Origin of the sequence: Enterobacter cloacae complex sp., assembly GCF_900322725.1 — a bacterium.
In the GTDB taxonomy this organism is placed as follows: Bacteria; Pseudomonadota; Gammaproteobacteria; order Enterobacterales; family Enterobacteriaceae; genus Enterobacter; species Enterobacter quasihormaechei.
Genome location: NZ_LT991957.1, coordinates 2,513,483 through 2,539,345 on the forward strand (window position 1 = coordinate 2,513,483; position 25,863 = coordinate 2,539,345).

The window sequence follows — 25,863 nt, forward strand, 5'->3', positions numbered from 1 at the left end:
GTCTGTTAGATTTGACTGCACCTGACAAACGGTTAAATTTAGCATTAGCTGTTAATTTTTCTAACGGAAGAGACCATGACGCGAAGCTATCTCCCTCTCAATTCGCTTCGAGCCTTTGAAGCCGCCGCAAGACATCTCAGCTTTACGCATGCGGCCATTGAGCTGAACGTGACCCATTCCGCCATTAGCCAGCATGTGAAGACGCTGGAGCAGCACCTGAACTGTCAGCTGTTCGTTCGCGTTTCGCGCGGGCTGCTGTTGACTATCGAGGGCGAAAATTTACTGCCGGTGCTGAATGATTCGTTCGATCGTATAGCCGGTATGCTGGATCGCTTCGCTAACCATCGTGCGCAGGAGAAGCTGAAAATCGGCGTGGTGGGCACGTTCGCGACCGGGGTGTTATTCTCACTGCTGGACGATTTTCGCCGTGGCTATCCGCATATCGATCTTCAGCTTTCTACCCATAATAACCGCGTCGATCCGGCCGCCGAAGGGCTTGACTACACGATCCGCTACGGCGGCGGGGCGTGGCACGGCACCGAGGCTGAATTTCTTTGTCATGCGCCGCTCGCCCCGCTGTGTACGCCGGATATTGCCGCCCGTCTGCACAGTCCGGCCGATATCCTCAGGTTTACGCTGCTGCGCTCCTACCGGCGCGACGAATGGTCCGCGTGGATGCATGCGGCCGGCGAGCATCCCCCTTCGCCAACGCACCGTGTGATGGTGTTTGATTCGTCCGTGACCATGCTGGAGGCCGCTCAGGCGGGAGTGGGCATTGCCATCGCGCCTGTCGATATGTTTACCCATCTGTTAGCCAGCGAGCGCATTGTGCAGCCCTTTGCAACGCAAATTGAGCTCGGCAGTTACTGGCTGACCCGATTGCAGTCCCGGGCAGAAACGCCCGCAATGCGGGAATTTTCCGGGTGGCTGGCAGGAAAGATGAAAAAGTAAAAAGCCCGCCGGACGGCGGGCCAGTGCAGTCAGATGGTGACCACGGCAATCAGCGTGACCACCGTCAGAATGGTCGCCAGACCGTAGAAGACCCATTTACCGCTTGGCACATGGATTTTCAGATCGTGCATCGCATGGTGGATACGGTGCAGGCCGCACCACAGCGGCAGGACGATCATCAGGAAGAGAAATACGCGGCCAATAAAGCTGCTCGCAAAGGCCAGCACGCGCTCGTAGCTCAGCGCATCGCCCGGGAACAGCCCCAGCGGCAGCATGATCCCGACCAGCAGGATGATGACCGGGGCAATAATGGCGCTCCACATGCCGCCTGCGCCAAACAGCCCCCAGAAGACCGGCTCGTCTGAACGTTTTGGATTTGGATTGATCACGATAGTCTCCTTACCAGAACAGCGCGACAAACAGAATGACCACAGAGACAACTGCGGTCACCGCCCAGAGCCCTTTGATAACCGGCTCCGGTCCCATTTTCTCGCCTTTTACAATGATGTTTGCCGCTTTTGGCGCCAGTTCAAACCAGGTTTTGGTATGCAGCAGCGCGGCTGCGAGCACAATCAGATTCAGAACCACGATGATTGGGTTTTGCAGGAAGCCAACAAAACTGGCCCAGGTTTCCGGGCCGTGCTTGAGAGCATAAAGCCCGTACATCAGTTCGAGGCTGAACCAGACCGCGGGAACTGCCGTGCCTTCACGCAGCATATAGAAGCGATAAAACGGCAGTTTTTTCCACCAGGTGGACGGCATTGGCCGCACGTAGGCTTTGCGTTTAGTCGTCATCATGCACTCCTTAGCGTGGTTTCAGGGTAGCGATAAGAAAGTCTTTCGAGCTTTCCACTTTTCCCTGCTGAATGGCGGCGGCCGGGTCGACATGCTTCGGACAGACTTCAGAGCAGTAACCCACAAACGTGCAGGTCCAGACCCCGTTCTGGCCGTTAAGCTGTGCCATACGTTCTTTTTTGCCGTGGTCGCGGCTATCCTCGTTATAGCGGTGCGCCAGGGTAATGGCGGCCGGGCCGATAAACTCAGGGTTCAGGCCAAACTGCGGACAGGCGGCGTAGCACAGGCCGCAGTTGATGCAGCCGGAAAACTGATGGTATTTCGCCATCTGCGCGGGCGTCTGGGTGTTTGGCCCCTGATCCGGCGTACGCGGGTTGCCGATGATGTACGGCTTTATCGCTTCGAGGCTTTCGATAAAGTGGGTCATGTCGACCACCAGATCGCGCTCAATCGGGAAGTTGCCCAGCGCTTCAACCCTGATGCCTTTGGTGTAATCACGCAGGAAGGTTTTACACGCCAGCTTCGGCACTTTGTTGACCATCATGCCGCAGGAGCCGCAGATTGCCATGCGGCAGGACCAGCGGTAGCTCAGGTCTGGCGCCAGGTTGTCTTTGATATAGCCGAGCGCATCCAGCAGGGAGGTTTGCTCGTCGTAAGGGACTTCGTAGAAAGCGCTGTGCGGCGCGGCGTCCACTTCCGGATTGTAGCGCACCACTTCAACTTTCAGTTTTTGCATCTCAGCCATTCGCCTTCTCCTTCTTATCGGCGGCTTCTGCTTCTGCACCGTAAACGCGTTTCGCTGGTGGCAGCGTGGTGATTTTCACGTCGCTGTAGTCCAGGCGGGTGGTGCCATCCGCATCGCGCCAGGCGAGAGTGTGTTTAAGGAAATTGACGTCGTCACGTTCGGTGCAGCCCTCGTCCAGACGCTGGTGCGCGCCGCGCGACTCTTTACGCGCCAGGGCAGAGTGCGCCATACATTCCGCGACGTTCAGGCCGTGGCCCAGTTCAATGGTATAGAGCAGGTCGGTATTAAAGACGCTGGAGGTATCGGTGATGCGCACGCGCCTGAAGCGCTCCTGCAACTCCGCCAGCTTGTCGACGGTTTTCTGCATCAGCTCTGGCGTACGGTAGATCCCGCAGCCTTCTTCCATCGACAGGCCCATCTCATCGCGGATCTTCGACCAGTTTTCGTTACCTTCCTGATTCACCAGGTCTTTCAGCCGTTTTTCGACGTCTGCAACCTGCGCATCCAGCGCCGCGCTGTTGGCGTCGCCTGCGGTAGCGGCACGCTCCATTGCGCATTCGCCCGCCATGCGGCCAAAGACCACCAGTTCAGCCAGCGAGTTTGAGCCCAGACGGTTTGCGCCATGCAGACCCACGGAGGAACACTCGCCCACCGCAAACAGTCCTTTGATGCGGGTTTCGCACTGCTGGTCGGTTTCGATTCCGCCCATCGTATAATGCGCGGTTGGACGCACCGGGATCGGCTCTTTCACCGGGTCGACGCCCACATAGGCTTTCGCCAGCTCGCAGATAAACGGCAGACGCTCCAGCAGTTTTTTCTCGCCGAGGTGGCGCAGGTCGAGATGCACCACGTCGCCGCGCGGCGTTGAGATGGTGTTGCCTTTGCGCCACTCGTGCCAGAAAGCCTGAGAAACTTTGTCGCGTGGGCCAAGTTCCATGTATTTGTTTTTCGGCTCGCCGAGCGGGGTTTCCGGGCCCATACCGTAATCCTGTAGATAACGGTAACCGTTTTTGTTGACCAGAATACCGCCTTCACCGCGGCAGCCTTCCGTCATCAGAATACCGGAGCCGGGCAGGCCGGTTGGGTGATACTGGACGAACTCCATATCGCGCAGCGGCACGCCGTGGCTGAGCGCCATGCCCATACCGTCACCGGTGACGATGCCGCCGTTGGTGTTATAGCGGTACACGCGGCCCGCACCGCCGGTCGCCATGACCACTGCATTCGCGCGGATCTGGACAAGCGTGCCTTCCATCATGTTCATCGCCACCAGTCCGCGCGCATGACCGTCGTCGACCAGAATGTCGAGAACGAAATGTTCGTCAAAGCGCTGGATTTGTGGGAACTGGAGGGAGGTCTGAAACAGGGTGTGCAGCATGTGGAAGCCGGTCTTATCGGCGGCAAACCAGGTGCGTTCGATCTTCATGCCACCGAAGCGGCGAACGTTGACGCTCCCGTCCGGACGGCGGCTCCACGGGCATCCCCATTGTTCCAGCTGGGTCATTTCCGTTGGGCAATGGTGAACGAAATAATCAACGACATCCTGTTCGCAAAGCCAGTCGCCCCCTGCAACCGTGTCGTGGAAATGGTATTCGAAGCTGTCATGATCCTGCGCGACGGCGGCGGATCCTCCTTCTGCGGCTACCGTGTGGCTGCGCATCGGATAGACTTTTGAAATCAATGCGATTTTAGCGTTAGGATTGGCTTGTGCCGCAGCAATTGCAGCGCGTAATCCAGCCCCGCCAGCGCCTATTACGGCAAGATCGGCTTGAAAAGTTTGCACGACATTCCTCCAGATTTTTGTTTTCCCGCAACGCGATGAACTAAAGGACGTTCACCTGCCCGAACGGGCGATTGCGGAAGCGATTCCACTGCTCCTTTATGGGTATAACAGTATAACCGCGTAGATGTGAGGGAAATTTGACGCGTTCGATTTTTTTGCTGTTCTGTGCGGTGATTTATCATCGTGATTGATGAATGGCGTCACAGTATTTTTCTGTGTAATGAAAAAGGACTTTTACTGTGCAAAATTTGTCTCTGCCCCAGCTTACGAGTAGACTTCGTGCCCTTGTCTGAAAACGGAGAAAAACTCATGAGCGAAACGGCCACCTGGCAGCCGAGCGCATCCATTCCAAACCTGTTGAAGCGCGCAGCAATTATGGCGGAGATCCGCCGCTTCTTTGCAGATCGCGGCGTCCTGGAGGTGGAAACGCCGTGCATGAGTCAGGCGACGGTCACGGATATTCATCTGGTCCCGTTTGAAACCCGTTTTGTTGGCCCTGGCCACTCTCAGGGCATGAATCTGTATCTGATGACCAGCCCGGAATACCATATGAAGCGTCTGCTGGCGGCCGGATGTGGCCCGGTTTATCAGCTGTGCCGTAGCTTCCGTAATGAAGAGATGGGCCGGCACCATAATCCGGAATTCACCATGCTGGAGTGGTACCGCCCGCACTACGACATGTATCGCCTGATGAACGAAGTCGACGATCTGCTGCAACAGGTGCTGGATTGCGCGGAAGCTGAAACGCTCTCCTATCAGCAGGCCTTCCAGCGCCATCTGGAAATCGATCCGCTGTCGGCTGATAAAACCCAGTTGCGTGAGGTGGCGGCAAAACTGGATCTGAGCAACGTGGCGGATACCGAAGAGGACCGCGACACGCTGCTGCAACTCCTGTTCACCTTTGGCGTTGAACCGCAAATTGGTAAAGATCGCCCGACGTTTGTCTATCACTTCCCGGCCAGCCAGGCCTCGCTGGCGCAGATCAGCACCGAAGATCACCGCGTGGCGGAGCGTTTTGAGGTGTATTTCAAAGGCATTGAGCTGGCGAACGGTTTCCACGAGCTGACCGACGCGCGCGAACAGCAGCAGCGTTTCGAGCAGGATAACCGCAAGCGCAACGCGCGCGGTCTGCCGCAGCAGCCGATTGACACCAACCTGCTGGAAGCGCTTAAGGCCGGTTTGCCGGACTGCTCCGGCGTGGCGCTGGGCGTGGATCGACTGGTGATGCTCGCGCTGGGCGCGGAACAGCTGGGCGACGTGATCGCCTTTACGGTCGATCGCGCTTAAAGAGTTGCCGGGTGGCGCTGTCGCTTACCCGGTCATTTAACTTGCCATATTAAAAACTGTTATTTTCTCTATACGCGGGTCTTTTTCTTAATTTGACTCGTATAGCCACAATATTTGTCTGGTCATCTGCTACCATCCGCGCAGTTTAATTCCGTTTCGGATGGTTATATGTCCCACTCACTCAAAAAAATGACCCTTACCGGGCTCATCCTGATGATTTTTACGTCAGTCTTTGGCTTTGCCAATAGCCCGTCCGCTTTTTATCTGATGGGCTACAGCGCGACGCCGTTTTATATCGTTTCCGCTCTGTTCTTCTTTATCCCGTTTGCGCTGATGATGGCGGAGATGGGCTCGGCTTACCGGAAAGAAGAGGGCGGCATCTATTCGTGGATGAACAACAGCGTCGGTCCACGCTATGCATTTATTGGTACATTCATGTGGTTTTCATCCTACGTCGTCTGGATGGTCAGCACGGCAGCCAAGGTCTGGGTGCCGTTCTCGACGTTTCTCTTCGGTGCGGACAAAACGCAGGTCTGGTCCCTGGCGGGGCTGAGCTCCACGCAGGTGGTGGGTATTCTGGCGGTGTGCTGGATGGTGGTGGTCACGCTGGTGGCCTCCAAAGGCATCAACAAAATAGCCCGTATCACCGCGGTTGGCGGGATTTCCGTGATGTGTCTGAATCTGGTGCTGCTGCTGGCCAGTATCGCCATTCTGTGCCTGAACGGCGGGCATTTCGCCCAGGAAGTCAACTTTGTTTCATCGCCTAATCCGGGGTATCAGTCCGGGCTGGCCATGCTCTCGTTCGTGGTGTTTGCCATCTTTGCTTACGGCGGTATTGAAGCCGTAGGCGGGCTGGTCGACAAAACCGAAAACCCGGAAAAGAACTTCGCCAAAGGCATTATTTTTGCCGCCATCGTCATTTCCATTGGCTACTCGCTGGCGATTTTCCTCTGGGGCGTCAGCACCAACTGGCAGCAGGTGTTGAGCAATAACACCACCAACCTCGGGAACATCACCTACGTGCTGATGAAAAGCCTGGGGATGACGCTCGGTAACGCCATGCACCTGACGCCGGAAGCATCGGCTACCCTGGGGATCTGGTTTGCGCGCATTACCGGCCTGTCGATGTTCCTCGCCTATACCGGCGCGTTCTTCACGCTGATCTACTCGCCGCTGAAAGCGATTATTCAGGGCACGCCAAAGGCGCTGTGGCCCGCACGGATGACCCAGCTCAATGCTGCCGGTATGCCTGCTAACGCTATGTGGATGCAGTGCCTGCTGGTGTGCGTGTTCATTCTGCTGGTGTCCTTTGGCGGCGATACCGCGTCGGCCTTCTATAACAAGCTGACCCTGATGGCGAACGTGTCAATGACGCTTCCGTACCTTTTCCTGGCCTTGGCGTTTCCGTTCTTTAAGGCGAAGCAGGATCTGGAGCGTCCGTTTGTGATCTTCAAAACCCGCGCGGCGACGCTGGTGGCGACCACCGTTGTGGTGCTGGTCGTTGCGTTCGCCAACATTTTTACCGTCATTCAGCCCGTGGTTGAGGCAAATGACTGGAACAGCACGCTGTGGATGGTTGGCGGACCGATTTTCTTCTCAATGCTGGCAATGGGGATTTATGAAAACTACCGCCGTCGCATGACGATCTGCGTGGCGGAAGTGGCATAGCGGATGAAAAACCCCTCTCGACAGGGAGGGGGAAAGGGATTACAAACTTCCCGCCGGGCGCGAACGCGCCGCTGACGTCAAGGTTCTTCCCGTCTTACGTCCGTCCAGCGTTTCCAGACGCATCTGGAACGGTGGGAACGGCATATCGATCCCGTGCTCGCGGAAGCCAGCCAGAATCAGCTGGTGGATCTCATGGCGCAGCGGCATACGGTGGCCCATCTCGGCGGCGTAAATACGCAGCTCGAAAATCTGGATCCCCTGCTGCAAATCAACCAGGAAGACTTCCGGCGGCGGGTTATCGATTACCAGCGAACAGCGTTCAGCAGCCGTATAGAGGATTTGCGTCACCTCTTCGCTGTTGGCATCCGACGGGGCCGGTACGGTCAGCACCACACGCGTGACGGAGTCAGACAGCGACCAGTTGATAAACTGCTCGGTGATAAACGCTTTGTTCGGGACGATGATCTCTTTACGGTCCCAGTCGCTGATGGTGGTAGCGCGGGTGTTGATTCGGGTGACGCTGCCGGTCAGATCGCGGATGGTCACCGTATCGCCAATTCGAATCGGTTTTTCAAACAGAATGATCAGACCAGACACGAAGTTGGCGAAGATCTCCTGTAAACCAAAGCCCAGGCCTACGGTCAGGGCAGCAACCAGCCATTGCAGTTTTGACCATTCGATACCAATCATCGAGAAGCCCACCAGCCCACCAAACAGCATGATTAAATACTTGGTGATAGTGGTGATCGCATAGCCCGTGCCGGGGGTTAAATCCAGATGCTGCAACAGCGCCAGCTCCAGCAGAGCAGGGAAGTTACGTATCAGCTGCGTGGTGATGATCAGCACCAGAATCGCAATCAGCACGGCCCCTAAGGTGATGGGCTCCAGGCTTTCGACTCCCTGTACCGTGGACGTCACGTCCCACAACGAGATGTTCTCCAGGAAGCCAAACGCGGAGTGAATTTCCGACCACAGGAAAATTACCGACAGCAGGGCAACCAGCATCAGAATTGAGCGCACCAGCCGCAGGGACTGGGTACTGATAGCATCCAGATCCAGTTCAACGTCGTCTGCTTCCGCTGCTCCTTCCGTGCTGTTGACGTGGTTCGGTTCTTCTTCGCCGCGCGCACGCTGGGCCAGAATTTCTGCGCGACGATGTTTGGCGCGGTCAAACGCCAGACGACGACGCTGGATCAGCATGCCGCGGCGAATAACGTGGTAAACCACCAGCAGCAGGAACCAGATAGCCACCGACGTTTCCAGTCGCGCCAGCAGCGCCTGCGACGTAGCGAGGTAGCCGACAGCTGCCGCCAGCATTGCCGCCAGCGGCGCGCTGAGCAGCAGGTTCCACAGCAGACGGTTAAACATGTTATCGCCACTGCCACTCTTATCGAGATAGAGCGGGATCCCGGCGCGCTTCAGGCTGAGCGTTACCACCGCCAGTGCCCCGCAGATCAGCATAAAGCACAGACGTCCCAGCGAGCCGGAGAACTCCCGGTCATTGAGATTATCGAACATGATCAACGCCATAATCAGCGGCACAATCAGCCCGATACTCATCAGGTAATAACGCATCGCCCGCGCAACGCGATTACGCGGCCAGCCAAAGTGAGCGATGAACAGACCGTTTGGCCGCGCGAACGTGGCGCAAATCATCACGACCCACAGCAGCGGGACGGTGGCGGTTACGCCGTCCCCAATCGCGACGGCAAGGGGATAAGGCCAGGCTTCACGCAGGCCGTATCCGAGCGTCATCCACAGCACCGGCAGCGGGGACGCGACCAGAATTGACCAGAACACCGTGCGCAGCGTCAGCCAGAAGTGATCCTGGGTCACTTTTCCCACACGGGCGCTGGAGCGCTCGAGGAAACGGGTGAAGTGGCGACGGGAATAAATACTGAAGCCCACCAGAATCAGCGCTCCCAGCAGCGGGAAGATGGTCTCCTTACTGGTTATCATCATCACGCTGGCAAGGCCAAGCTGGCTGAAGGTATCCAGCGAAATAAGGCGGCGCAGATCCTGCACGATTTCAATCGGCCAGGCGAAGGTCATCGGCCGCACGTCGGACGTCCAGAAGAGATAACGGTGCGTGGCCTCGTTGACCTCCTTCAGCGCATCCTCCAGCTGGCTGTTCGACACTTTCAGCTTGGTCAACTCAAGGATCAGCGTATCGCCACCCTGTAACAGGGAGTTCAGCAGCTCGCGCTGGGTGCGCAGCTGCGCTTCCAGAATACGACTCTGCTCGCCGGTAAGCGGCTGTCCGTCAGCCTGACGGATCTGGCGGATTTGCGGCTGCTTGTTGAGGAGGTCTTCATAGTGAAGACGCTGAACGCGCAACTGCGCCATCTCAGTATCAAGCTGCTGCGGTTTTGGCATCTCCGGCAGACGCGCGACCTGCGCGCGTAACGCTTCGCCCAACAGGTTAGACGAGCCAAGCCACTGGGACTGTTCGCGCAGCGTGTTGAGCGCCTGACGCACCTGAAGGGTTTGATTGGTGGCCTGGCGCTGCTGCGACGCGACCAAATCCATACGCTGCGCCTGCTGATTCAGCGCCGCAGAAAGTTCGCGGTTAACCTTAAACTGGGCGACGATGCTTTCAGGCAGGTTATCGCTGTTTTCGGCCAATAACTCGGTGCTTTCCAGCGCACGTTCAGCTTCACGCTGACGCTGGCTGTTGAGCTGATTTCTCAGCGCCTGGAGATACGCATCAAGCTGTTCGCTCTGCTTCTGCGCCAGCTCGGAACGCATCCGCGACAGCTCCTGGCGGTTGTTGGCAGAAAGCTGTGCCAGCTCCAGTTCATCGACCAGCGCTTTCAGTCTGGCGGATTCAGCCTGTAGCCCAAGATTTTGCGCCTGATTCTGCGGTGTGTTGCCCGTCTGCGTCCCGATGCGGCGTTCCACCTCATTTAACTGACGGCGGGCGTCGGTTTGCTGCTGTGGAAGCTGGCTGAGGGAGTCGGCAATTTCACGCGCCCGCTCCTGCTCCTGCTGAGCCAGGCGGCTCTTTTCCAGAAGCTGGCTGCTGACTTGCAGGATCTCCTGATTCAGCGCCTCGGACGTCATCCCCGCGGGTACCTGGCGCGGTTCATCGCGCAGGTTGTTTAACTGCGAACGCAGGGTCTGAGAGAGTTTGGGGAAGTTGTCGATAACCTGCTGATACTGCTGTGCGCGCTCAAGGGAGCCTTTCCGCTCCTCAAGCGCGTTCAGTGCAGACTGGAGCGACTCAACGGCCTCCGGCTGAGCGGGTTTCGCCGCTTTTGCCTGCTCCAGCTCCTGGGTTATCTGTTTGGCGTCGGGGGCCGTCGCTGCGTACGCCCCCATGCTGAGGCACCAGGCCATCAGTAATACGATAATCGGGCGCACGTCAGCGATCCTTCTGTTGTTAGCCTTCGTCTTTTTTGTCGTCAACCAGCGGGCTGGCGTCGTGCTCGGCCTTAATCTCTTCTTCCGGCAACGGGGCTGGCGCAACGTCTGGCGTTGCAAAGATTTCAGTCGATACGGCCAGAGGCTGGCCAAGTTTGGTCACGGACAGGCTTTTCAGCTCCTCGACCAGGTTAACTTTGCCCGGTGCGAACAGGTTGATTACCGTTGAGCCCAGCTTGAAGCGGCCCATCTCCTGACCTTTCAGCAGGGCCACAGAACCTTCTTCTTCGCCGGCAGGCCAGGTCCAGCGCTTGATCACGCCTTCGCGCGGCGGCGTAATGGTGCCCGCCCAGACGGTTTCGATGCTGCCTACGATGGTCGCACCCACCAGAATCTGCGCCATTGGACCAAATTCAGTATCAAACAGGCAGATGACGCGCTCGTTGCGGGCAAACAGATTCGGGACGTTTTGCGCCGTCAGGTGGTTTACGGAGAACAGATCGCCCGGCACGTAGATCATCTCGCGCAGGATACCGTTACACGGCATATGAACGCGGTGATAGTCGCGCGGGGAGAGATAGGTGGTGGCGAACGTACCGTTGCGGAACAGATCCGCCATCAGGTAGTTACCGGCCAGCAGCGCTTCCAGGCTGTAGTTATGGCCTTTCGCCTGCAAAATTTTGTCGTCTTCAATTTTACCCAGCTGGCTGATCACGCCGTCAGCAGGCATCACCAGCACGTTCGGGTCGGTATTCAGCGGACGCACTTCGTCGCGCAGCGGACGCACAAAAAATTCGTTGAAGGTGCGGTAGCTTGCCGTATCCGGCTTCTGCGCTTCTTTCATGTCGACCTTGTAGTATTTCACGAACAGGTCGATGACCAGTTTGGTCAGCCAGCCTGCTCGTTTGCTCGCGCCCCAGCCCGCCAGGCGAGTGAGCCACAGTTTAGGCAGAATGTATTGAAGCGAAAGTTTAAATGAGTTTAACAAGGTAGCCTCCAGGCCATTGTTTTGTCGTTCCTGATCCGGCAGCGCGCTGCCGGAACCTGAAAAAAGGGGACGATTTTAGCGACGCTTAGCTTAGTTGTCAGTTATCAGAATCAGAAAAGTTTTTACGCGTTTTTACCTGATCCATGCTTTCGAGAATGCGGTGATAATTTTCGAAACGGGTTTCCGCAATTTCACCGTTCTCCACCGCTTCACGGATGGCACAGCCCGGATCGTTGTCATGTTTACAGTCGCGGTATTTGCAAGCGCCTAAATAGTCATGGAATTCGACAAATCCGTTAAAGATTTGTTCCGGCTCGAGATGCCAAAGACCAAATTCGCGCACGCCCGGGGAGTCAATCACATCGCCGCCGTGCGGGAAGTGATAGAGACGTGAGGCGGTGGTGGTGTGCTGGCCCAGCCCGGAGACGTCCGACACATCGTTGGTCAGGATCTCCTGCTGAAGGCCGAGCAGATTGTTAAGCAGGCTGGATTTACCCACGCCGGACTGCCCAGCAAAGATGCTGATGCGGTCGGTCAGCGCATCTTCCAGCGGCTTCAGGCCGTCTTTGGTGCGGCTGGAAACCATCAAAACGCGATAGCCAATGTTGCGGTAAATATCCATCTGCTCATTCACAAAGGCCATGGCCTCGTCATCCAGCAGATCGATTTTATTCAGCACGATGAGCGGCTCAACCTGTAGCGTTTCGCAGGCCACCAGGTAACGGTCGATAATATTGAGAGAAAGCTCGGGTAAAATCGCCGAAACGATCACGATCTGGTTAATGTTGGCGGCAATGGGCTTCACGCCGTCGTAGAAATCAGGGCGGGTAAGGACCGACGTGCGCTCATGCACGGCTTCAACGATACCTTTAACCGTTACCCCTTCCGCCGCCTCCTTGCCCGGACGCCAGACCACGCGGTCCCCGGTCACCAGTGAACGGATGGTGCGACGGATATTGCAACGGTGGATATCCCCGTCGGCGGATTCGACATCGGCGTGCATGCCGAAGCGGCTGATCACAACGCCTTCTGTCGCTTCGCCAAACAGGTTGTCGTCGTAATCGGGCTTCTCCGTAGTGGTTTTAAGACGGCGCTGGTGATTTGCATTCACACGGCGCTGCTGCCCTTTGGAGAGTTTATTTTTACTCAATCGCGCTGGCTCCTGGTCGCCCATAGCGGGCAAAACCTCTATGATACACTCTAATTAATACTAGTTAACCTGCTACTGCCGGTTAAGCGAGAAGGGTGGAAAATAACATGAGCGCGGACGAAAACAACCTGATTTGGATCGATCTGGAGATGACCGGCCTGGATCCCGAGCGCGATCGCATTATTGAGATCGCCACACTGGTCACCGATGCCAACCTCAATATTCTGGCGGAAGGCCCAACGATTGCCGTGCACCAGTCCGACGATCAGCTTGCGCTGATGGATGAGTGGAACGTGCGTACCCATACCGGCAGCGGGCTGGTGGAACGCGTGAAGGCCAGCACCCTGGGTGACCGCGAAGCGGAGCTGGCGACGCTTGAGTTTCTGAAGCAGTGGGTGCCGGCAGGAAAATCGCCTATCTGTGGCAACAGCATTGGTCAGGATCGTCGTTTCCTGTTTAAGTACATGCCGGAGCTGGAGTCCTACTTCCACTACCGCTATCTGGATGTGAGCACCCTGAAAGAGCTGGCCCGTCGCTGGAAACCGGAAATTCTCGACGGCTTCACAAAGCAGGGGACGCACCAGGCGATGGATGACATCCGCGAGTCTGTTGCGGAGCTGGCGTACTATCGCGAAAACTTTATTAAGCTCTGATTTTGCGATCCGGCGCGTTGCGCGGCCTGTATTTTGTCGTTAAATTGTTCAGCTTGCCGATTTAATAAGCACTTGAACTGAATTTCAAAAAAATCGCTTTGAGGGGGGTTGCAGCTAAACGGATTTCTCGTATAATGCGCCTCCCGTAACGACAGAGAATTACACGTTACGACAGCAACAAAAGCAGTACAGATTTGCGGGAATAGCTCAGTTGGTAGAGCACGACCTTGCCAAGGTCGGGGTCGCGAGTTCGAGTCTCGTTTCCCGCTCCAAAATTTGAAAGTATCGCAAGATACGCCAGCACCAGAACACCCAAGCGGGAATAGCTCAGTTGGTAGAGCACGACCTTGCCAAGGTCGGGGTCGCGAGTTCGAGTCTCGTTTCCCGCTCCAAAATTTGAAAGTATCGCAAGATACGCACAGCACCAGAACACCCAAGCGGGAATAGCTCAGTTGGTAGAGCACGACCTTGCCAAGGTCGGGGTCGCGAGTTCGAGTCTCGTTTCCCGCTCCAAATTCTTCTTCATATTCAAACTATCCACAGCGAAATGCTTCGTTGGGGACTTTTTCTGTTGTACCTGAAATACTCTTGTAAACAGAGTTATCCACAGAAACCACGATCAAACCAGTCTGTACAAAATGTTAGCAGGGTGAATAATATCTTCGTAATCGACTGTATTGTATGAAGAAATTTTGATTTCAAAATGTTATTGAGATCACTTGACCTGTTTGCTAAGCCTTATGGCGCCTCACTTTTTATTTTTATTCACAGGCTGTGAATATATCACGCATCCCGCGTAAGCCCTTTTTCAATCACCCTGACCAGACGCTGTTTCTTCGGTAACTGGACTTCAACCACGCCGGCATTTCGCTTTTCAATTTGCTGCGCAATCGCCCACTCTATGTGCTCATCAAGAAGTGGGTGCTCACCTCTGCGGCTTCCGAGCGCCTGAAGATTGGCTTCATCCCACGGGGCATTACCCAGCGCAACGGCCACATTACGCAGCCAGCGCAGATGGCCAATACGACGTATGGCGGACCCTTCCGTTACCTTCAGGAACCAGGCTTCGGTCCAGGCGAACAGTTCAATAAGCTGTGGCGCATGCAGCGCTTTACGCGGGCTGAAGTCCTCTTCGTCCGTCAGCTGTGAATAGCGGTTCCACGGACAAATCAGCTGGCAGTCATCGCAGCCGTAGATGCGGTTGCCGATAAGCGGGCGAAATTCCTCTGGGATGGCGCCTTCCAGCTCGATAGTGAGGTAAGAGATACAGCGGCGCGCATCAACGGTGTAGGGTTCAACAATCGCGCCCGTAGGGCAGATGGTCATACAGGCCACGCAGCGGCCACAGCCTTCTTCCACCGGACCGTCTACCGGCAGGGGTAAATCAATCAGCAGTTCACCCAGGAAAAAGAATGAGCCCGCGTCGCGGCTTAAGATAAGTGAGTGCTTACCTGTCCAGCCAAGCCCTGCTTTTTCAGCGATCGGGCGCTCAAGAATAGGCGCAGAATCAACAAAGGGTCTAAAATTCAGCGAAACACAGTGCTGCTGGATGGTTTCCCCGAGCTTTTTTAGACGGTTGCGCAGAAGTTTGTGGTAATCACGTCCCAGGGCGTACCGGCTGACGTAACCCAGCGAGGGATTTTTTAGCGTGCGCGCAAAGGCCGCGTTAGCGGGCAGATAGTTCATGCGTACGCTAATGACGCGCAACGTACCCGGCAACAGCTCGTGGGGGCGGGCACGCATCATACCGTGACGCGCCATCCACTCCATCTCGCCGTGGTATTGTTTATCCAGCCATGCCTGTAGCTTAGGCTCGCTGGCAGAGAGATCGGTGTCAGTAATACCGACCTTCTGGAAGCCCAGTTCAGCACCCCACTGTTTTATTTTTTGCGCTAATTCATTGAGATCGAGGGGCTGTGACATGACGGACCATACTGTGAAGAAAAACCCCGCAAGTATACCACACTCCATCTGGCATGCGGATGACCTTCGTCGGGCCGAAAAAGAGGCCGCAGACAGCCTGGGCATTACCCTTTACGAACTGATGCAGCGTGCAGGCGAGGCGGCATTTAACGTGGCGCGCACGGCTTACCCGGATGCCTCGCACTACCTGATACTGTGCGGTCACGGCAATAACGGTGGCGACGGCTATGTGGTAGCGCGTCTTGCCGTAGCGGCGGGGCTGCGCGTCATCCTGCTGGCGCTGGAGAGCGACAAGCCGCTACCGGAAGAAGCAGGCATGGCGCGAGAAGCCTGGCTGAATGCGGGAGGCGTTATCCATGCGCCTGATATCGTCTGGCCCGATGATGTAGACGTGATTGTTGATGGTCTGCTGGGGACAGGACTGATGCGCGCGCCTCGCGATGACGTCGCCGCGCTGATTACGCGCGCCAACGCGCACCCCGCACCGGTGGTAGCGCTGGATATTCCCTCCGGCCTGATGGCGCAAACCGGCGCGACACCGGACGTGTCGATTGAGGCTGCGCACACCGTGACCTTTATCGCCCTGAAGCCGGGGCTGCTTACCGGAAAAGCGCGGGATGTCGTGGGCACGTTACACCACAACGCCCTGGGGCTTGAAAACTGGCTGGCGGGACAGGATACCCACATCACCCGCTTTGATGCGTCTCAGCTTGCACAGTGGCTACCGCCGCGTCGTCCCACCTCCCATAAGGGTGACCATGGCCGACTGCTGATTATTGGTGGCGATCATGGCACGGCGGGTGCGATTCGTATGACAGGAGAGGCCGCGTTGCGCTGCGGCGCCGGATTAGTGCGCGTGCTGACCCGCAGCGAAAACATTCCCCCCATTATTACTGCGCGGCCGGAGCTGATGGTCCACGAGCTTACCCCGCAGGCGATTGAAGAGGGCCTGGAGTGGGCGGACGTGGTGGTGATTGGTCCGGGGCTTGGGCAACAGAGCTGGGGTAAACAGGCCCTGCAAAAAGCCGAGAATTTTCGTAAACCGATGTTATGGGATGCCGACGCGCTTAACCTTCTGGCAATAAATCCGGATAAGCGTCACAATCGCATTCTGACGCCGCACCCCGGCGAAGCCGCACGGCTGCTTAACTGTAGCGTGGCAGAAATTGAAAGCGATCGCTTACTTTCTGCCCAACGTCTGGTAAAACGTTACGGAGGTGTTGCCGTTTTGAAAGGGGCGGGGACCGTTATCGCCAGCGATGATGCCATGGGCATTATTGATGCCGGTAATGCAGGCATGGCGAGCGGTGGCATGGGCGATGTGCTCTCCGGCATCATTGGCGCATTGCTCGGACAGAAACTTCCCCTTTATGATGCAGCCTGTGCTGGCTGCGTGGCCCATGGTGCGGCGGCTGACGGCCTGGCTGCTCGTTATGGAACGCGCGGTATGCTGGCCACCGATCTTTTTTGCACGCTGCGGCGTGTTGTTAACCCGGATGTGATTGACGTAGAAAATGACTAATCGAGCGATTCCTTTACCTGATGAACAAGCCACTTTAGATCTCGGCACGCGCGTGGCGCAGGCCTGTCAGGGGGCGACCGTCATTTATCTGTATGGAGATTTAGGCGCGGGTAAAACAACCTTCAGCCGTGGCTTTTTGCAGGCGTTAGGCCATAACGGGAACGTAAAAAGCCCGACCTATACGCTGGTAGAACCGTACACGCTTGAAAATATCATGGTGTACCACTTTGATTTATATCGTCTTGCGGACCCGGAGGAGCTGGAATTTATGGGGATCCGCGATTACTTTGCCAACGACGCCATTTGCCTGGTGGAGTGGCCGCAACAAGGTGCGGGTGTGCTGCCTGACCCGGATGTCGAAATTCACTTAGATTACCAGGCACAAGGGCGTGAGGCGCGCATCAGTGCGGTTTCCTCATCAGGCTGTTCCTTACTGGCGCGTTTAGCCGGTTGAGCGTAGGGATAACGGGATGATTAATCGCGTTAAAGGTTGGGTGTTTGCTGCCACGGTCCTGCTGTGCGCGCAGGCCGGGGCGGCCAGCCTCTCAGATATTCAGGTGTCGAACGGCGATAGCCAGGCCCGCATTACGTTCAGCTTTATGGGCGATCCTGAATATGCTTTCTCACAAATCGAAAGCCGCAGCGTGGCGCTCGATATTAAACAGTCCGGGGTGATCCAGGGGCTGCCGCTCCAGTTCAGCGGCAACAATCTGGTGAAAAGCATCCGTTCGGGGACGCCGAAAGATGCGCAGTCTCTGCGGCTGGTGGTCGATCTCACCGAAAAAGGCAAAACGAAGGCGGTTAAGCAGCAAAACGGCGCGAATTATACGGTGGTCTTTACCATTAATGCTGACGTTCCGCCGCCGCCTCCGCCTGCACCCGTTGTGGCAAAACGCGTGGAAGCGCCGGTTTATACCCCAAGGCCGTCTGAGCCGGCCCGTAATCCGTTCAAATCACAAAATGATCGTCTTACCGCGGTGACCAGCAGCAACACGGTGACGCGTCCGGCGGTTAGCGCGCGGCGTACGCCGGTGAGTGGCGATAAGGTGATTATCGCCATCGATGCCGGACACGGCGGGCAAGATCCTGGCGCGATTGGCCCAGGCGGTACGCGGGAGAAAAATGTCACCATCGCCATTGCCCGTAAGCTGCGTGCGCTTCTGAATGACGATCCGATGTTTAAAGGGGTGATGACCCGCGATGGAGATTACTTCATTTCGGTGATGGGACGCTCGGATGTGGCGCGTAAGCAAAACGCCAACTTCCTGGTCTCGATTCATGCGGATGCTGCGCCGAACCGTAACGCCACCGGCGCGTCGGTCTGGGTGCTGTCCAACCGCCGCGCCAACAGTGAAATGGCGAACTGGCTTGAAGAGCACGAGAAGCAGTCTGAACTGTTAGGCGGGGCGGGCGATGTGCTGGCAAACAGCCAGGCCGATCCGTATCTCAGCCAGGCGGTACTGGATTTACAGTTCGGTCATTCTCAGCGCGTCGGGTATGATGTCGCCACTAACGTACTGAACCAGCTGCAAAGCGTCGGATCGCTGCATAAGCGTCGTCCGGAACATGCAAGCCTCGGCGTGCTGCGCTCCCCGGATATTCCGTCGATCCTGGTCGAGACGGGCTTTATCAGTAATCACGGTGAAGAGCGTTTACTGGGCAGCGACAGCTATCAGCAGCAAATTGCCGAAGCGATTTACAACGGTCTGCGTAAATACTTTGACGCGCATCCGCTTCAGTCTGCGCCGCAGGGTGGGGCAGCCCAGACGGCGAGCGCCGCGCTGCCGGGCGAGATGACCGCGACTAATTAAGGAGAGTTCATGCCGATTCAGGTTCTACCGCCGCAGCTCGCGAACCAAATCGCCGCCGGTGAGGTGGTGGAACGCCCTGCATCGGTGGTGAAAGAGCTGGTGGAAAACAGCCTTGATGCCGGGGCGACCCGCATTGATATCGATATTGAACGCGGGGGCGCTAAGCTCATCCGCATTCGTGATAACGGCTGTGGCATCAAAAAGGACGAGCTGGCGCTGGCGCTGGCACGTCATGCCACCAGCAAAATTGCTTCCCTTGACGATCTGGAAGCGATTATCAGCCTGGGTTTTCGCGGCGAAGCGCTGGCCAGTATCAGCTCCGTTTCTCGCTTAACGTTGACCTCCCGCACGGCCGACCAGCAGGAAGCCTGGCAGGCCTACGCCGAAGGGCGCGATATGGACGTCACGGTTAAACCTGCGGCGCACCCGGTCGGCACCACGCTGGAAGTGCTGGATCTCTTCTATAACACGCCCGCTCGCCGCAAGTTTATGCGAACCGAGAAGACCGAATTCGGACATATCGACGAGATCATCCGCCGCATTGCGCTGGCGCGCTTTGATGTCACCATCAACCTTAGTCATAACGGCAAGGTGATGCGCCAGTATCGCGCGGTGGCGGAAGGCGGGCAAAAGGAGCGTCGGCTGGGCGCTATCTGCGGCGCACCGTTCCTGGAAAAAGCGCTGGCCATTGAGTGGCAGCATGGCGATCTGGCTCTTCGCGGTTGGGTTGCCGATCCGAACGCCAGCAGCGCCGCCTTTGCTGAGATCCAGTATTGCTACGTCAACGGCCGCATGATGCGCGACCGCCTGATTAACCACGCCATTCGCCAGGCCTGCGAAGACAAGCTCGGCGCCGATCAGCAGCCCGCCTTTGTGCTTTATCTGGAGATCGACCCGCATCAGGTCGACGTGAACGTACACCCCGCCAAGCATGAGGTGCGCTTCCACCAGTCGCGCCTGGTGCACGATTTTATCTATCAGGGCGTTGCTGCGGTATTGCAGCAGCGGGGCGAGCCGGCGTTGCCGCTGGCAGAAGAAGCGCCCGCGCCGCGTCCGTTGCCGGAAAACCGCGTGGCGGCGGGACGTAACCATTTTGCCGAACCGGCGGTAGCGCGCGAGCCGGCTGCGCCGCGTTTAGCCTCGACGGGCAACGCGCCGCGACCGACCGGCGCTAACTATCCCAACGCCCAGCCGGGCTATCAAAAACAGCAGGGGGCGCTATACCGCAAGCTGCTGGATACCCCGTCCGTTGAGCATAAAGAGCACATTACAGTTTCAACGCCTTCGCTGGATGGACATAGCCAGAGTTTTGGTCGGGTTCTGACCATTGTTGCTCCCGACATGGCGCTGCTTGAACGCGAGGGCAAACTGCTGCTGCTGGCGCTTTCCGTGGCGGAGCGCTGGCTCAAACAGGCGCAGCTAACCCCGGGGGTTAATGCCGCCTGCGCGCAGCCGCTGCTGATCCCCGTGCGCCTGAAAGTATCCCCTGAAGAAACAGGGGTTTTGCGGCGCGTACAGTCTCAGCTGGCTGAAATGGGCATAGAAATCGTACTGGACGCGCAGCATGTGACAATTCGCGCGGTGCCTTTACCCTTACGCCAACAAAATTTACAAAACTTGATTCCTGAACTGATAGGCTACCTGGCGCAGCAAACGACGTTTGATGCCGCCGACACCGCGCAGTGGATCGCCCGCCATTTGGCCAGCGAACATTCACCGTGGAGTATGGCGCAGGCGATTACCGTGCTGGCGGAGGTAGAACGCCTCTGCCCGCAGCTGGTGAAAGCGCCGCCGGGTGGTTTGTTACAACCTGTTGATTTACAAACGGCGATGACCGCCCTGAAACATGACTGACGTAAGTAAGGCGAGCCTGCCAAAGGCGATTTTTTTGATGGGGCCAACGGCCTCCGGCAAAACGGCGTTAGCCATTGAGTTACGTAAAGTTTTGCCAGTAGAGTTGATTAGCGTTGATTCAGCCCTCATTTACCGAGGGATGGACATCGGCACGGCGAAGCCCAACGCAGACGAACTGCGTGCGGCGCCGCACCGTTTACTGGATATTCTCGACCCGGCACAGGCGTATTCCGCAGCAGATTTTCGCCGCGACGCCCTGGCCGAGATGGCCGAGATTACCGCTGCGGGACGCATACCGCTGCTGGTGGGCGGCACGATGCTCTACTTCAAGGCCCTGCTGGAGGGGTTATCACCTCTGCCATCGGCCGATCCGGAAGTGAGAGCGAAGATTGAGCAGCAGGCGGCTGAGCAGGGGTGGGACGTTTTGCACAAGCAACTGGAAGAGATTGACCCGGTTGCCGCAGCGCGGATCCACCCAAACGATCCGCAAAGGCTTTCCCGGGCACTGGAAGTTTTTTTCATTTCGGGTAAAACTTTAACGGAACTGACGCAAACGTCAGGAGACGCTCTGCCGTATCAGGTGCATCAGTTCGCCATCGCCCCGGCGAGCCGTGAACTGCTCCATCAACGAATTGAGCAGCGTTTTCATCAGATGTTGGCTTCAGATTTTGAAGCAGAAGTGCGGGCGCTTTTTGCCCGTGGAGATTTGCATACGGACATGCCTTCCATTCGTTGTGTGGGATACCGCCAGATGTGGTCTTATCTTGAAGGCGAGATTTCATACGATGAAATGGTTTATCGAGGTGTTTGCGCCACGAGACAGTTAGCGAAGCGCCAGATCACCTGGTTGCGCGGTTGGGAGGGCGTTCACTGGTTAGACAGTGAAAAACCACAACAGGCGTTAAACGAAGTGATTGAGGTTATTGGTGATATCGCTGACTGAATGTGTACAATTAAGCCGTATCGTGCGCAATTTTTCAGAATCGCAAGGTTCTAAGTACAAAACAAGCATATAAGGAAAAGATAGAATGGCTAAGGGGCAATCTTTACAAGATCCGTTCCTGAACGCATTGCGTCGGGAACGTGTTCCAGTTTCTATTTATTTGGTGAATGGTATTAAGCTGCAAGGTCAGATTGAGTCTTTCGATCAGTTCGTGATCCTGTTGAAAAACACGGTCAGCCAGATGGTCTACAAGCACGCGATTTCTACTGTTGTTCCGTCCCGTCCGGTATCTCATCACAGCAATAACGCTGGCGGCGGCACTGGCAGTAACTACCATCATGGCAGCAACGCGCAGGGTTCATCTGCTCCTGCGCAGGACAGCGAAGAAACCGAATAAGGTTTTGGGCTGTTTTCCACACGGGGGGCCAGGGATCCTGCGTTCCCCGCTGATCTTTTTAGAGAGGTTTACGCTTGTTTGACCGTTATGACGCCGGTGAGCAGGCGGTGCTGGTACACATCTATTTTTCGCAAGACAAAGATATGGAAGACCTCCAGGAGTTTGAATCTCTGGTCTCTTCCGCCGGTGTCGAAGCAATGCAGGTGATTACCGGTAGCCGTAAAGCGCCGCACCCGAAGTATTTTGTTGGTGAAGGTAAAGCAGTAGAAATTGCGGATGCCGTAAAAGCAACCGGCGCATCTGTTGTGCTGTTTGATCATGCGCTGTCTCCGGCTCAGGAACGTAACCTGGAAGCTCTCTGCGAATGCCGTGTTATCGATCGCACGGGGTTGATCTTAGATATTTTTGCTCAGCGTGCGCGTACCCACGAGGGTAAGTTGCAGGTTGAACTGGCGCAGTTGCGCCATCTGGCGACGCGTCTGGTGCGTGGCTGGACACACCTTGAAAGACAAAAAGGCGGGATTGGTTTGCGCGGCCCGGGTGAAACCCAGCTCGAAACCGACCGCCGTTTACTGCGTGGGCGTATTACCCAGATCCTTTCACGTCTGGAACGTGTAGAGAAACAGCGCGAGCAGGGGCGTCGGGCGCGAACCAAAGCCGACATTCCAACGGTGTCGCTGGTGGGCTATACCAACGCCGGTAAATCCACCCTGTTTAACCAGATAACCGAGGCCCAGGTGTATGCCGCAGACCAGCTGTTTGCGACCCTGGACCCAACGCTGCGCCGTATTGACGTTGCAGACGTCGGTGAAACGGTACTGGCGGATACCGTCGGGTTTATCCGCCATCTGCCGCACGATCTGGTTGCGGCGTTTAAAGCGACGTTGCAGGAGACGCGTCAGGCGACCCTGCTGCTGCACGTGATTGATGCGGCTGACGTACGCGTACAGGAGAACATCGACGCGGTGAACGTGGTGCTCGAAGAGATCGACGCCCACGAAATTCCCACCCTGTTGGTGATGAACAAGATCGATATGCTGGACGATTTCGAGCCGCGTATCGACCGTGATGAAGAGAACAAACCGATTCGGGTCTGGCTGTCTGCTCAGGCCGGGATTGGTGTGCCACTGCTTTTCCAGGCTTTGACAGAACGTCTTTCCGGTGAGGTAGCTCAGCACACGCTGCGACTGCCGCCACAGGAAGGCAGGCTGCGCAGCCGGTTTTATCAGCTTCAGGCGATAGAAAAAGAGTGGATGGAGGATGACGGCAGCGTGGGGATGCAGGTGCGTATGCCGATCGTTGACTGGCGTCGCCTCTGTAAACAAGAACCTGCGCTGGCGGACTATATCGTCTGATCAGAAAGGGGAAGCCTGAAAATTCGCCCTTGCATAACAAATATGGAGCATATACATGGCGTGGAATCAGCCCGGTAATAACGGACAAGACCGCGACCCGTGGGGAAGCAGCAATAATCAAGGCGGCAACTCTGGGGGAAATGGCAACAAAGGTGGTCGCGAGCAGGGGCCGCCGGATCTGGATGATATCTTCCGCAAACTGAGTAAAAAGCTTGGTGGCCTTGGCGGAGGAAAAGGTTCTGGCTCGGGTGGTAATTCCACTCAGAGTCCGCGCCCGCCGATGGGTGGCCGCGTGGTGGGCATTGTCGCCGCTGCGGTGGTAATCATCTGGGCAGCCAGCGGGTTCTACACCATTAAAGAAGCAGAACGCGGCGTGGTAACCCGTTTCGGTAAGTTCAGCCATCTGGTTGAGCCGGGCCTGAACTGGAAGCCGACCTTCATCGATGACGTGACCGCGGTTAACGTGGAGTCCGTCCGTGAACTGGCCGCCTCCGGCGTGATGCTGACGTCTGACGAGAACGTGGTGCGCGTTGAAATGAACGTGCAGTACCGCGTGACCGATCCAGAACGTTATCTGTTTAGCGTGACCAGCGCGGATGACAGCCTGCGTCAGGCGACCGACAGCGCCCTGCGCGGTGTGATCGGTAAATACACCATGGACCGTATTCTGACCGAAGGTCGTACCGTTATTCGTAGCGATACCCAGCGCGAGCTGGAAGAGACCATCCGTCCGTACAACATGGGTATTACTCTGCTGGACGTCAACTTCCAGGCTGCACGTCCGCCGGAAGAGGTGAAGGCCGCGTTTGACGATGCGATTGCCGCACGTGAAAACGAACAGCAGTATATCCGTGAAGCGGAAGCGTACACCAACGAAGTTCAGCCGCGTGCTAACGGTCAGGCGCAGCGTATTCTGGAAGAAGCGCGCGCGTATAAGACCCAGACCATCCTGGAAGCTCAGGGTGAAGTGGCTCGCTTCGCGCGCATCCTGCCGGAATATAAAGCGGCTCCGGAAATTACCCGTGAGCGTCTCTATATCGAGACCATGGAAAAAGTGCTGAGCCACACCCGCAAAGTGCTGGTTAACGACAGCAAGGGCGGAAACCTGATGGTTCTGCCGCTGGATCAGATGCTGAAAGGCGGTTCTGCACCGGCAGCGAAAGACAACAGCGGTGCGAACAACCTGCTGCGTCTGCCGCCAGCCTCGTCTGGCAGCACCAGCGCGAACACAACGCCTTCTTCGAACGATGGTGACATTATGGACCAACGCCGCGCTAACGCGCAGCGTAACGACTACCAGCGTCAGGGGGAATAAGGATGCGTAAGTCAGTTATTGCGATCATCATCATCGCACTGGTCGTGCTCTACACCTCAATCTTTGTGGTGAAAGAGGGCGAGCGTGGGATCAAGTTCCAGTTCAGCAGCGTCGTGCGTGACGGTGACAAGCGTCCGGTGATTTATGAGCCGGGTCTGCACTTCAAGATCCCGTTTATTCAGTCAGTGAAAACGCTCGATGCGCGTATCCAGACCATGGATAACCAGGCCGACCGTTTCGTGACCAAAGAGAAAAAAGACCTGATCGTTGATTCCTACATCAAATGGCGTATCAGCGATTTCAGCCGCTACTTCCTGGCAACGGGCGGTGGTGACGTTTCTCAGGCAGAAGTGCTGCTGAAGCGTAAGTTCTCTGACCGTCTGCGTTCTGAAATTGGTCGTCTGGATGTGAAAGACATCGTGACAGACTCTCGCGGTCGTCTGACGCTGGAAGTGCGTGATGCGCTGAACTCCGGTTCTGCGGGCACTGAAGATGAAGTCGAAACCCCGGCGGCGGATGATGCGATTGCCAAAGCGGCTGAACGCGTTCAGGCTGAAACCAACGGTAAAGTGCCGGTGATCAACCCGAACAGTATGGCGGCACTGGGTATCGAAGTGGTTGACGTGCGTATCAAGCAGATCAACCTGCCAGCGGAAGTGTCCGAGGCGATCTACAACCGTATGCGCGCCGAGCGTGAAGCGGTAGCCCGTCGTCACCGTTCACAGGGTCAGGAAGAAGCGGAAAAACTGCGCGCGGCAGCGGACTATGAAGTCACCAAGACGCTGGCGGAATCTGAGCGTCAGGGTCGTATCCTGCGCGGTGAAGGTGATGCCGAAGCGGCGAAGCTGTTTGCCGATGCATTCAGCCAGGATCCAGACTTCTACGCCTTCATCCGTAGCCTGCGTGCTTACGAGAATAGCTTCAAGAGCAACCAGGATGTGATGGTGCTCAGCCCGGACAGCGATTTCTTCCGTTATATGAAGACGCCGGCCAACGCAACGCGATAAACTCAGGCTCGTTTGAGTATTCAAACCACCGCTCTTCACGGAGCGGTGGTTTTCTTTTATGAGGATGAAAAATGAATTCTACGATCTGGCTCGCGCTGGCTCTGGTTTTGGTGCTGGAAGGCCTCGGCCCTATGCTCTATCCGCGCGCCTGGCGTCGGATGATCGCGACAATGAGCCAACTGCCGGACACTATTTTGCGTCGTTTCGGCGGCGGTCTTGTGGTTGCCGGTATCGTTATCTACTACATGTTGAGGAAAACGATTGGCTGATCAAAAACTAACCGCAATTGGCATATTTTAGGGTCAAAAAGTGCTGTATATCTGAAAAAGCGATGGTAGAATCCATTTTTAAGC

The 25,863-nt window shown here is 56.6% G+C and carries 22 protein-coding genes and 3 tRNA genes; 17 read left to right on the forward strand and 8 right to left on the reverse strand.

Annotation, left to right across the window (positions count from 1 at the left end; all coding sequences use genetic code 11):
- The first annotated feature begins 75 nt into the window (after positions 1–75).
- On the forward strand, positions 76–951 hold the full coding sequence (gene ampR / locus DBR02_RS12565) for a LysR family transcriptional regulator AmpR (RefSeq protein WP_107534500.1): 876 nt from the start codon (positions 76–78) through the stop codon (positions 949–951).
- 29 nt (positions 952–980) lie between these two features.
- Here the strand turns inward: ampR and frdD are convergent, their stop codons facing one another.
- Genes frdD through frdA form a run of 4 tightly spaced genes read right to left on the reverse strand, consistent with a single transcriptional unit; the run spans position 981 to position 4,274 of the window.
- Positions 981–1,340, reverse strand: a complete 360-nt coding sequence (gene frdD / locus DBR02_RS12570; protein WP_042715376.1) for a fumarate reductase subunit FrdD — start codon at positions 1,338–1,340, stop codon at positions 981–983.
- Between the two features lie 10 nt (positions 1,341–1,350).
- The gene (frdC, locus tag DBR02_RS12575; RefSeq protein WP_063867117.1) at positions 1,351–1,746 is read right to left on the reverse strand and encodes a fumarate reductase subunit FrdC; all 396 of its coding nucleotides are present in this window, start codon (positions 1,744–1,746) and stop codon (positions 1,351–1,353) included.
- Between the two features lie 10 nt (positions 1,747–1,756).
- Positions 1,757–2,491: a succinate dehydrogenase/fumarate reductase iron-sulfur subunit gene (locus DBR02_RS12580; protein WP_107534501.1), complete on the reverse strand. Its 735-nt coding sequence runs from the start codon at positions 2,489–2,491 to the stop codon at positions 1,757–1,759.
- Positions 2,484–4,274, reverse strand: coding sequence for a fumarate reductase (quinol) flavoprotein subunit (gene frdA, locus DBR02_RS12585; RefSeq protein WP_107534502.1), 1,791 nt, complete (start codon positions 4,272–4,274; stop codon positions 2,484–2,486). The genes DBR02_RS12580 and frdA overlap by 8 nt, the downstream gene beginning before the upstream one ends.
- A 309-nt stretch (positions 4,275–4,583) precedes the next feature.
- On the opposite strand from frdA, the gene epmA reads away from it, so the two are divergent.
- Positions 4,584–5,561, forward strand: a complete 978-nt coding sequence (gene epmA / locus DBR02_RS12590) for an elongation factor P--(R)-beta-lysine ligase (RefSeq protein WP_063450943.1) — start codon at positions 4,584–4,586, stop codon at positions 5,559–5,561.
- 168 nt (positions 5,562–5,729) lie between these two features.
- Entirely contained in the window at positions 5,730–7,229 is a 1,500-nt protein-coding gene (yjeM, locus tag DBR02_RS12595) for a glutamate/gamma-aminobutyrate family transporter YjeM (RefSeq protein ID WP_107534503.1), read from the forward strand.
- A 39-nt stretch (positions 7,230–7,268) separates the two neighbouring features.
- Here the strand turns inward: yjeM and mscM are convergent, their stop codons facing one another.
- From mscM to rsgA, 3 genes are all read right to left on the reverse strand, one after another.
- A complete protein-coding gene (gene mscM / locus DBR02_RS12600) occupies positions 7,269–10,592 on the reverse strand; it encodes a miniconductance mechanosensitive channel MscM (protein WP_063867124.1) in 3,324 nt (1,107 codons plus the stop codon).
- A 19-nt stretch (positions 10,593–10,611) separates the two neighbouring features.
- Positions 10,612–11,580, reverse strand: a complete 969-nt coding sequence (gene asd / locus DBR02_RS12605) for an archaetidylserine decarboxylase (RefSeq protein WP_063450940.1) — start codon at positions 11,578–11,580, stop codon at positions 10,612–10,614.
- Between the two features lie 97 nt (positions 11,581–11,677).
- Positions 11,678–12,730, reverse strand: a complete 1,053-nt coding sequence (gene rsgA / locus DBR02_RS12610; protein WP_003855964.1) for a small ribosomal subunit biogenesis GTPase RsgA — start codon at positions 12,728–12,730, stop codon at positions 11,678–11,680.
- A gap of 107 nt (positions 12,731–12,837) precedes the next feature.
- On the opposite strand from rsgA, the gene orn reads away from it, so the two are divergent.
- The 4 genes from orn (at position 12,838) to DBR02_RS12630 (ending at position 13,896) form a co-directional block, all read left to right on the forward strand.
- Positions 12,838–13,383 (forward strand): oligoribonuclease, encoded by a 546-nt coding sequence (gene orn / locus DBR02_RS12615; protein WP_003855965.1) that lies wholly within the window; start codon positions 12,838–12,840, stop codon positions 13,381–13,383.
- A gap of 196 nt (positions 13,384–13,579) precedes the next feature.
- Positions 13,580–13,655, forward strand: a tRNA-Gly gene (locus DBR02_RS12620).
- A 44-nt stretch (positions 13,656–13,699) separates the two neighbouring features.
- Positions 13,700–13,775 (forward strand) — tRNA-Gly (locus DBR02_RS12625).
- Between the two features lie 45 nt (positions 13,776–13,820).
- A tRNA-Gly gene (locus tag DBR02_RS12630) sits at positions 13,821–13,896 on the forward strand.
- Between the two features lie 270 nt (positions 13,897–14,166).
- Here DBR02_RS12630 and queG read toward each other — a convergent pair.
- Positions 14,167–15,306, reverse strand: coding sequence for a tRNA epoxyqueuosine(34) reductase QueG (gene queG, locus DBR02_RS12635; protein WP_107534504.1), 1,140 nt, complete (start codon positions 15,304–15,306; stop codon positions 14,167–14,169).
- On the opposite strand from queG, the gene nnr reads away from it, so the two are divergent.
- The 10 genes from nnr (at position 15,305) to DBR02_RS12685 (ending at position 25,779) form a co-directional block, all read left to right on the forward strand.
- Positions 15,305–16,828 (forward strand): bifunctional ADP-dependent NAD(P)H-hydrate dehydratase/NAD(P)H-hydrate epimerase, encoded by a 1,524-nt coding sequence (gene nnr, locus DBR02_RS12640; RefSeq protein WP_107534505.1) that lies wholly within the window; start codon positions 15,305–15,307, stop codon positions 16,826–16,828. The two genes, queG and nnr, sit on opposite strands and share 2 nt — an antisense overlap.
- Positions 16,821–17,282 carry a tRNA (adenosine(37)-N6)-threonylcarbamoyltransferase complex ATPase subunit type 1 TsaE gene (tsaE, locus tag DBR02_RS12645; protein WP_063450935.1) on the forward strand — a complete coding sequence of 154 codons (462 nt, stop codon included), beginning with the start codon at positions 16,821–16,823 and terminating at the stop codon, positions 17,280–17,282. The genes nnr and tsaE overlap by 8 nt, the downstream gene beginning before the upstream one ends.
- Positions 17,283–17,298: 16 nt before the next feature.
- Positions 17,299–18,639: an N-acetylmuramoyl-L-alanine amidase AmiB gene (gene amiB / locus DBR02_RS12650; RefSeq protein ID WP_107534506.1), complete on the forward strand. Its 1,341-nt coding sequence runs from the start codon at positions 17,299–17,301 to the stop codon at positions 18,637–18,639.
- A 9-nt stretch (positions 18,640–18,648) separates the two neighbouring features.
- Entirely contained in the window at positions 18,649–20,493 is a 1,845-nt protein-coding gene (gene mutL, locus DBR02_RS12655; protein ID WP_107534507.1) for a DNA mismatch repair endonuclease MutL, read from the forward strand.
- Positions 20,486–21,436, forward strand: coding sequence for a tRNA (adenosine(37)-N6)-dimethylallyltransferase MiaA (miaA, locus tag DBR02_RS12660; protein ID WP_063450932.1), 951 nt, complete (start codon positions 20,486–20,488; stop codon positions 21,434–21,436). The genes mutL and miaA overlap by 8 nt, the downstream gene beginning before the upstream one ends.
- An 85-nt stretch (positions 21,437–21,521) precedes the next feature.
- Positions 21,522–21,833, forward strand: a complete 312-nt coding sequence (hfq, locus tag DBR02_RS12665) for an RNA chaperone Hfq (protein ID WP_006810391.1) — start codon at positions 21,522–21,524, stop codon at positions 21,831–21,833.
- Between the two features lie 74 nt (positions 21,834–21,907).
- Entirely contained in the window at positions 21,908–23,188 is a 1,281-nt protein-coding gene (hflX, locus tag DBR02_RS12670) for a ribosome rescue GTPase HflX (protein ID WP_003855991.1), read from the forward strand.
- Positions 23,189–23,243: 55 nt separating this feature from the next.
- Positions 23,244–24,503: an FtsH protease activity modulator HflK gene (gene hflK / locus DBR02_RS12675; RefSeq protein WP_063450931.1), complete on the forward strand. Its 1,260-nt coding sequence runs from the start codon at positions 23,244–23,246 to the stop codon at positions 24,501–24,503.
- A gap of 2 nt (positions 24,504–24,505) precedes the next feature.
- On the forward strand, positions 24,506–25,510 hold the full coding sequence (gene hflC / locus DBR02_RS12680) for a protease modulator HflC (RefSeq protein WP_063450930.1): 1,005 nt from the start codon (positions 24,506–24,508) through the stop codon (positions 25,508–25,510).
- Positions 25,511–25,581: 71 nt separating this feature from the next.
- Positions 25,582–25,779, forward strand: coding sequence for a DUF2065 domain-containing protein (locus tag DBR02_RS12685; RefSeq protein WP_063450929.1), 198 nt, complete (start codon positions 25,582–25,584; stop codon positions 25,777–25,779).
- Positions 25,780–25,863 lie beyond the last annotated feature (84 nt).

What these genes read in the sequence shown, in the direction of transcription:
- hfq (WP_006810391.1), top strand. Translation starts at nt 21,522, where the DNA reads ATGGCTAAGGGGCAATCTTTACAAGATCCGTTCCTGAACGCATTGCGT.
- ampR (WP_107534500.1), top strand. Translation starts at nt 76, where the DNA reads ATGACGCGAAGCTATCTCCCTCTCAATTCGCTTCGAGCCTTTGAAGCC.
- frdC (WP_063867117.1), bottom strand. Translation starts at nt 1,746, where the DNA reads ATGACGACTAAACGCAAAGCCTACGTGCGGCCAATGCCGTCCACCTGG.
- hflC (WP_063450930.1), top strand. Translation starts at nt 24,506, where the DNA reads ATGCGTAAGTCAGTTATTGCGATCATCATCATCGCACTGGTCGTGCTC.
- tsaE (WP_063450935.1), top strand. Translation starts at nt 16,821, where the DNA reads ATGACTAATCGAGCGATTCCTTTACCTGATGAACAAGCCACTTTAGAT.
- DBR02_RS12580 (WP_107534501.1), bottom strand. Translation starts at nt 2,491, where the DNA reads ATGGCTGAGATGCAAAAACTGAAAGTTGAAGTGGTGCGCTACAATCCG.
- amiB (WP_107534506.1), top strand. Translation starts at nt 17,299, where the DNA reads ATGATTAATCGCGTTAAAGGTTGGGTGTTTGCTGCCACGGTCCTGCTG.
- orn (WP_003855965.1), top strand. Translation starts at nt 12,838, where the DNA reads ATGAGCGCGGACGAAAACAACCTGATTTGGATCGATCTGGAGATGACC.
- miaA (WP_063450932.1), top strand. Translation starts at nt 20,486, where the DNA reads ATGACTGACGTAAGTAAGGCGAGCCTGCCAAAGGCGATTTTTTTGATG.
- hflK (WP_063450931.1), top strand. Translation starts at nt 23,244, where the DNA reads ATGGCGTGGAATCAGCCCGGTAATAACGGACAAGACCGCGACCCGTGG.
- nnr (WP_107534505.1), top strand. Translation starts at nt 15,305, where the DNA reads ATGACGGACCATACTGTGAAGAAAAACCCCGCAAGTATACCACACTCC.
- mutL (WP_107534507.1), top strand. Translation starts at nt 18,649, where the DNA reads ATGCCGATTCAGGTTCTACCGCCGCAGCTCGCGAACCAAATCGCCGCC.
- DBR02_RS12685 (WP_063450929.1), top strand. Translation starts at nt 25,582, where the DNA reads ATGAATTCTACGATCTGGCTCGCGCTGGCTCTGGTTTTGGTGCTGGAA.
- queG (WP_107534504.1), bottom strand. Translation starts at nt 15,306, where the DNA reads ATGTCACAGCCCCTCGATCTCAATGAATTAGCGCAAAAAATAAAACAG.
- yjeM (WP_107534503.1), top strand. Translation starts at nt 5,730, where the DNA reads ATGTCCCACTCACTCAAAAAAATGACCCTTACCGGGCTCATCCTGATG.
- epmA (WP_063450943.1), top strand. Translation starts at nt 4,584, where the DNA reads ATGAGCGAAACGGCCACCTGGCAGCCGAGCGCATCCATTCCAAACCTG.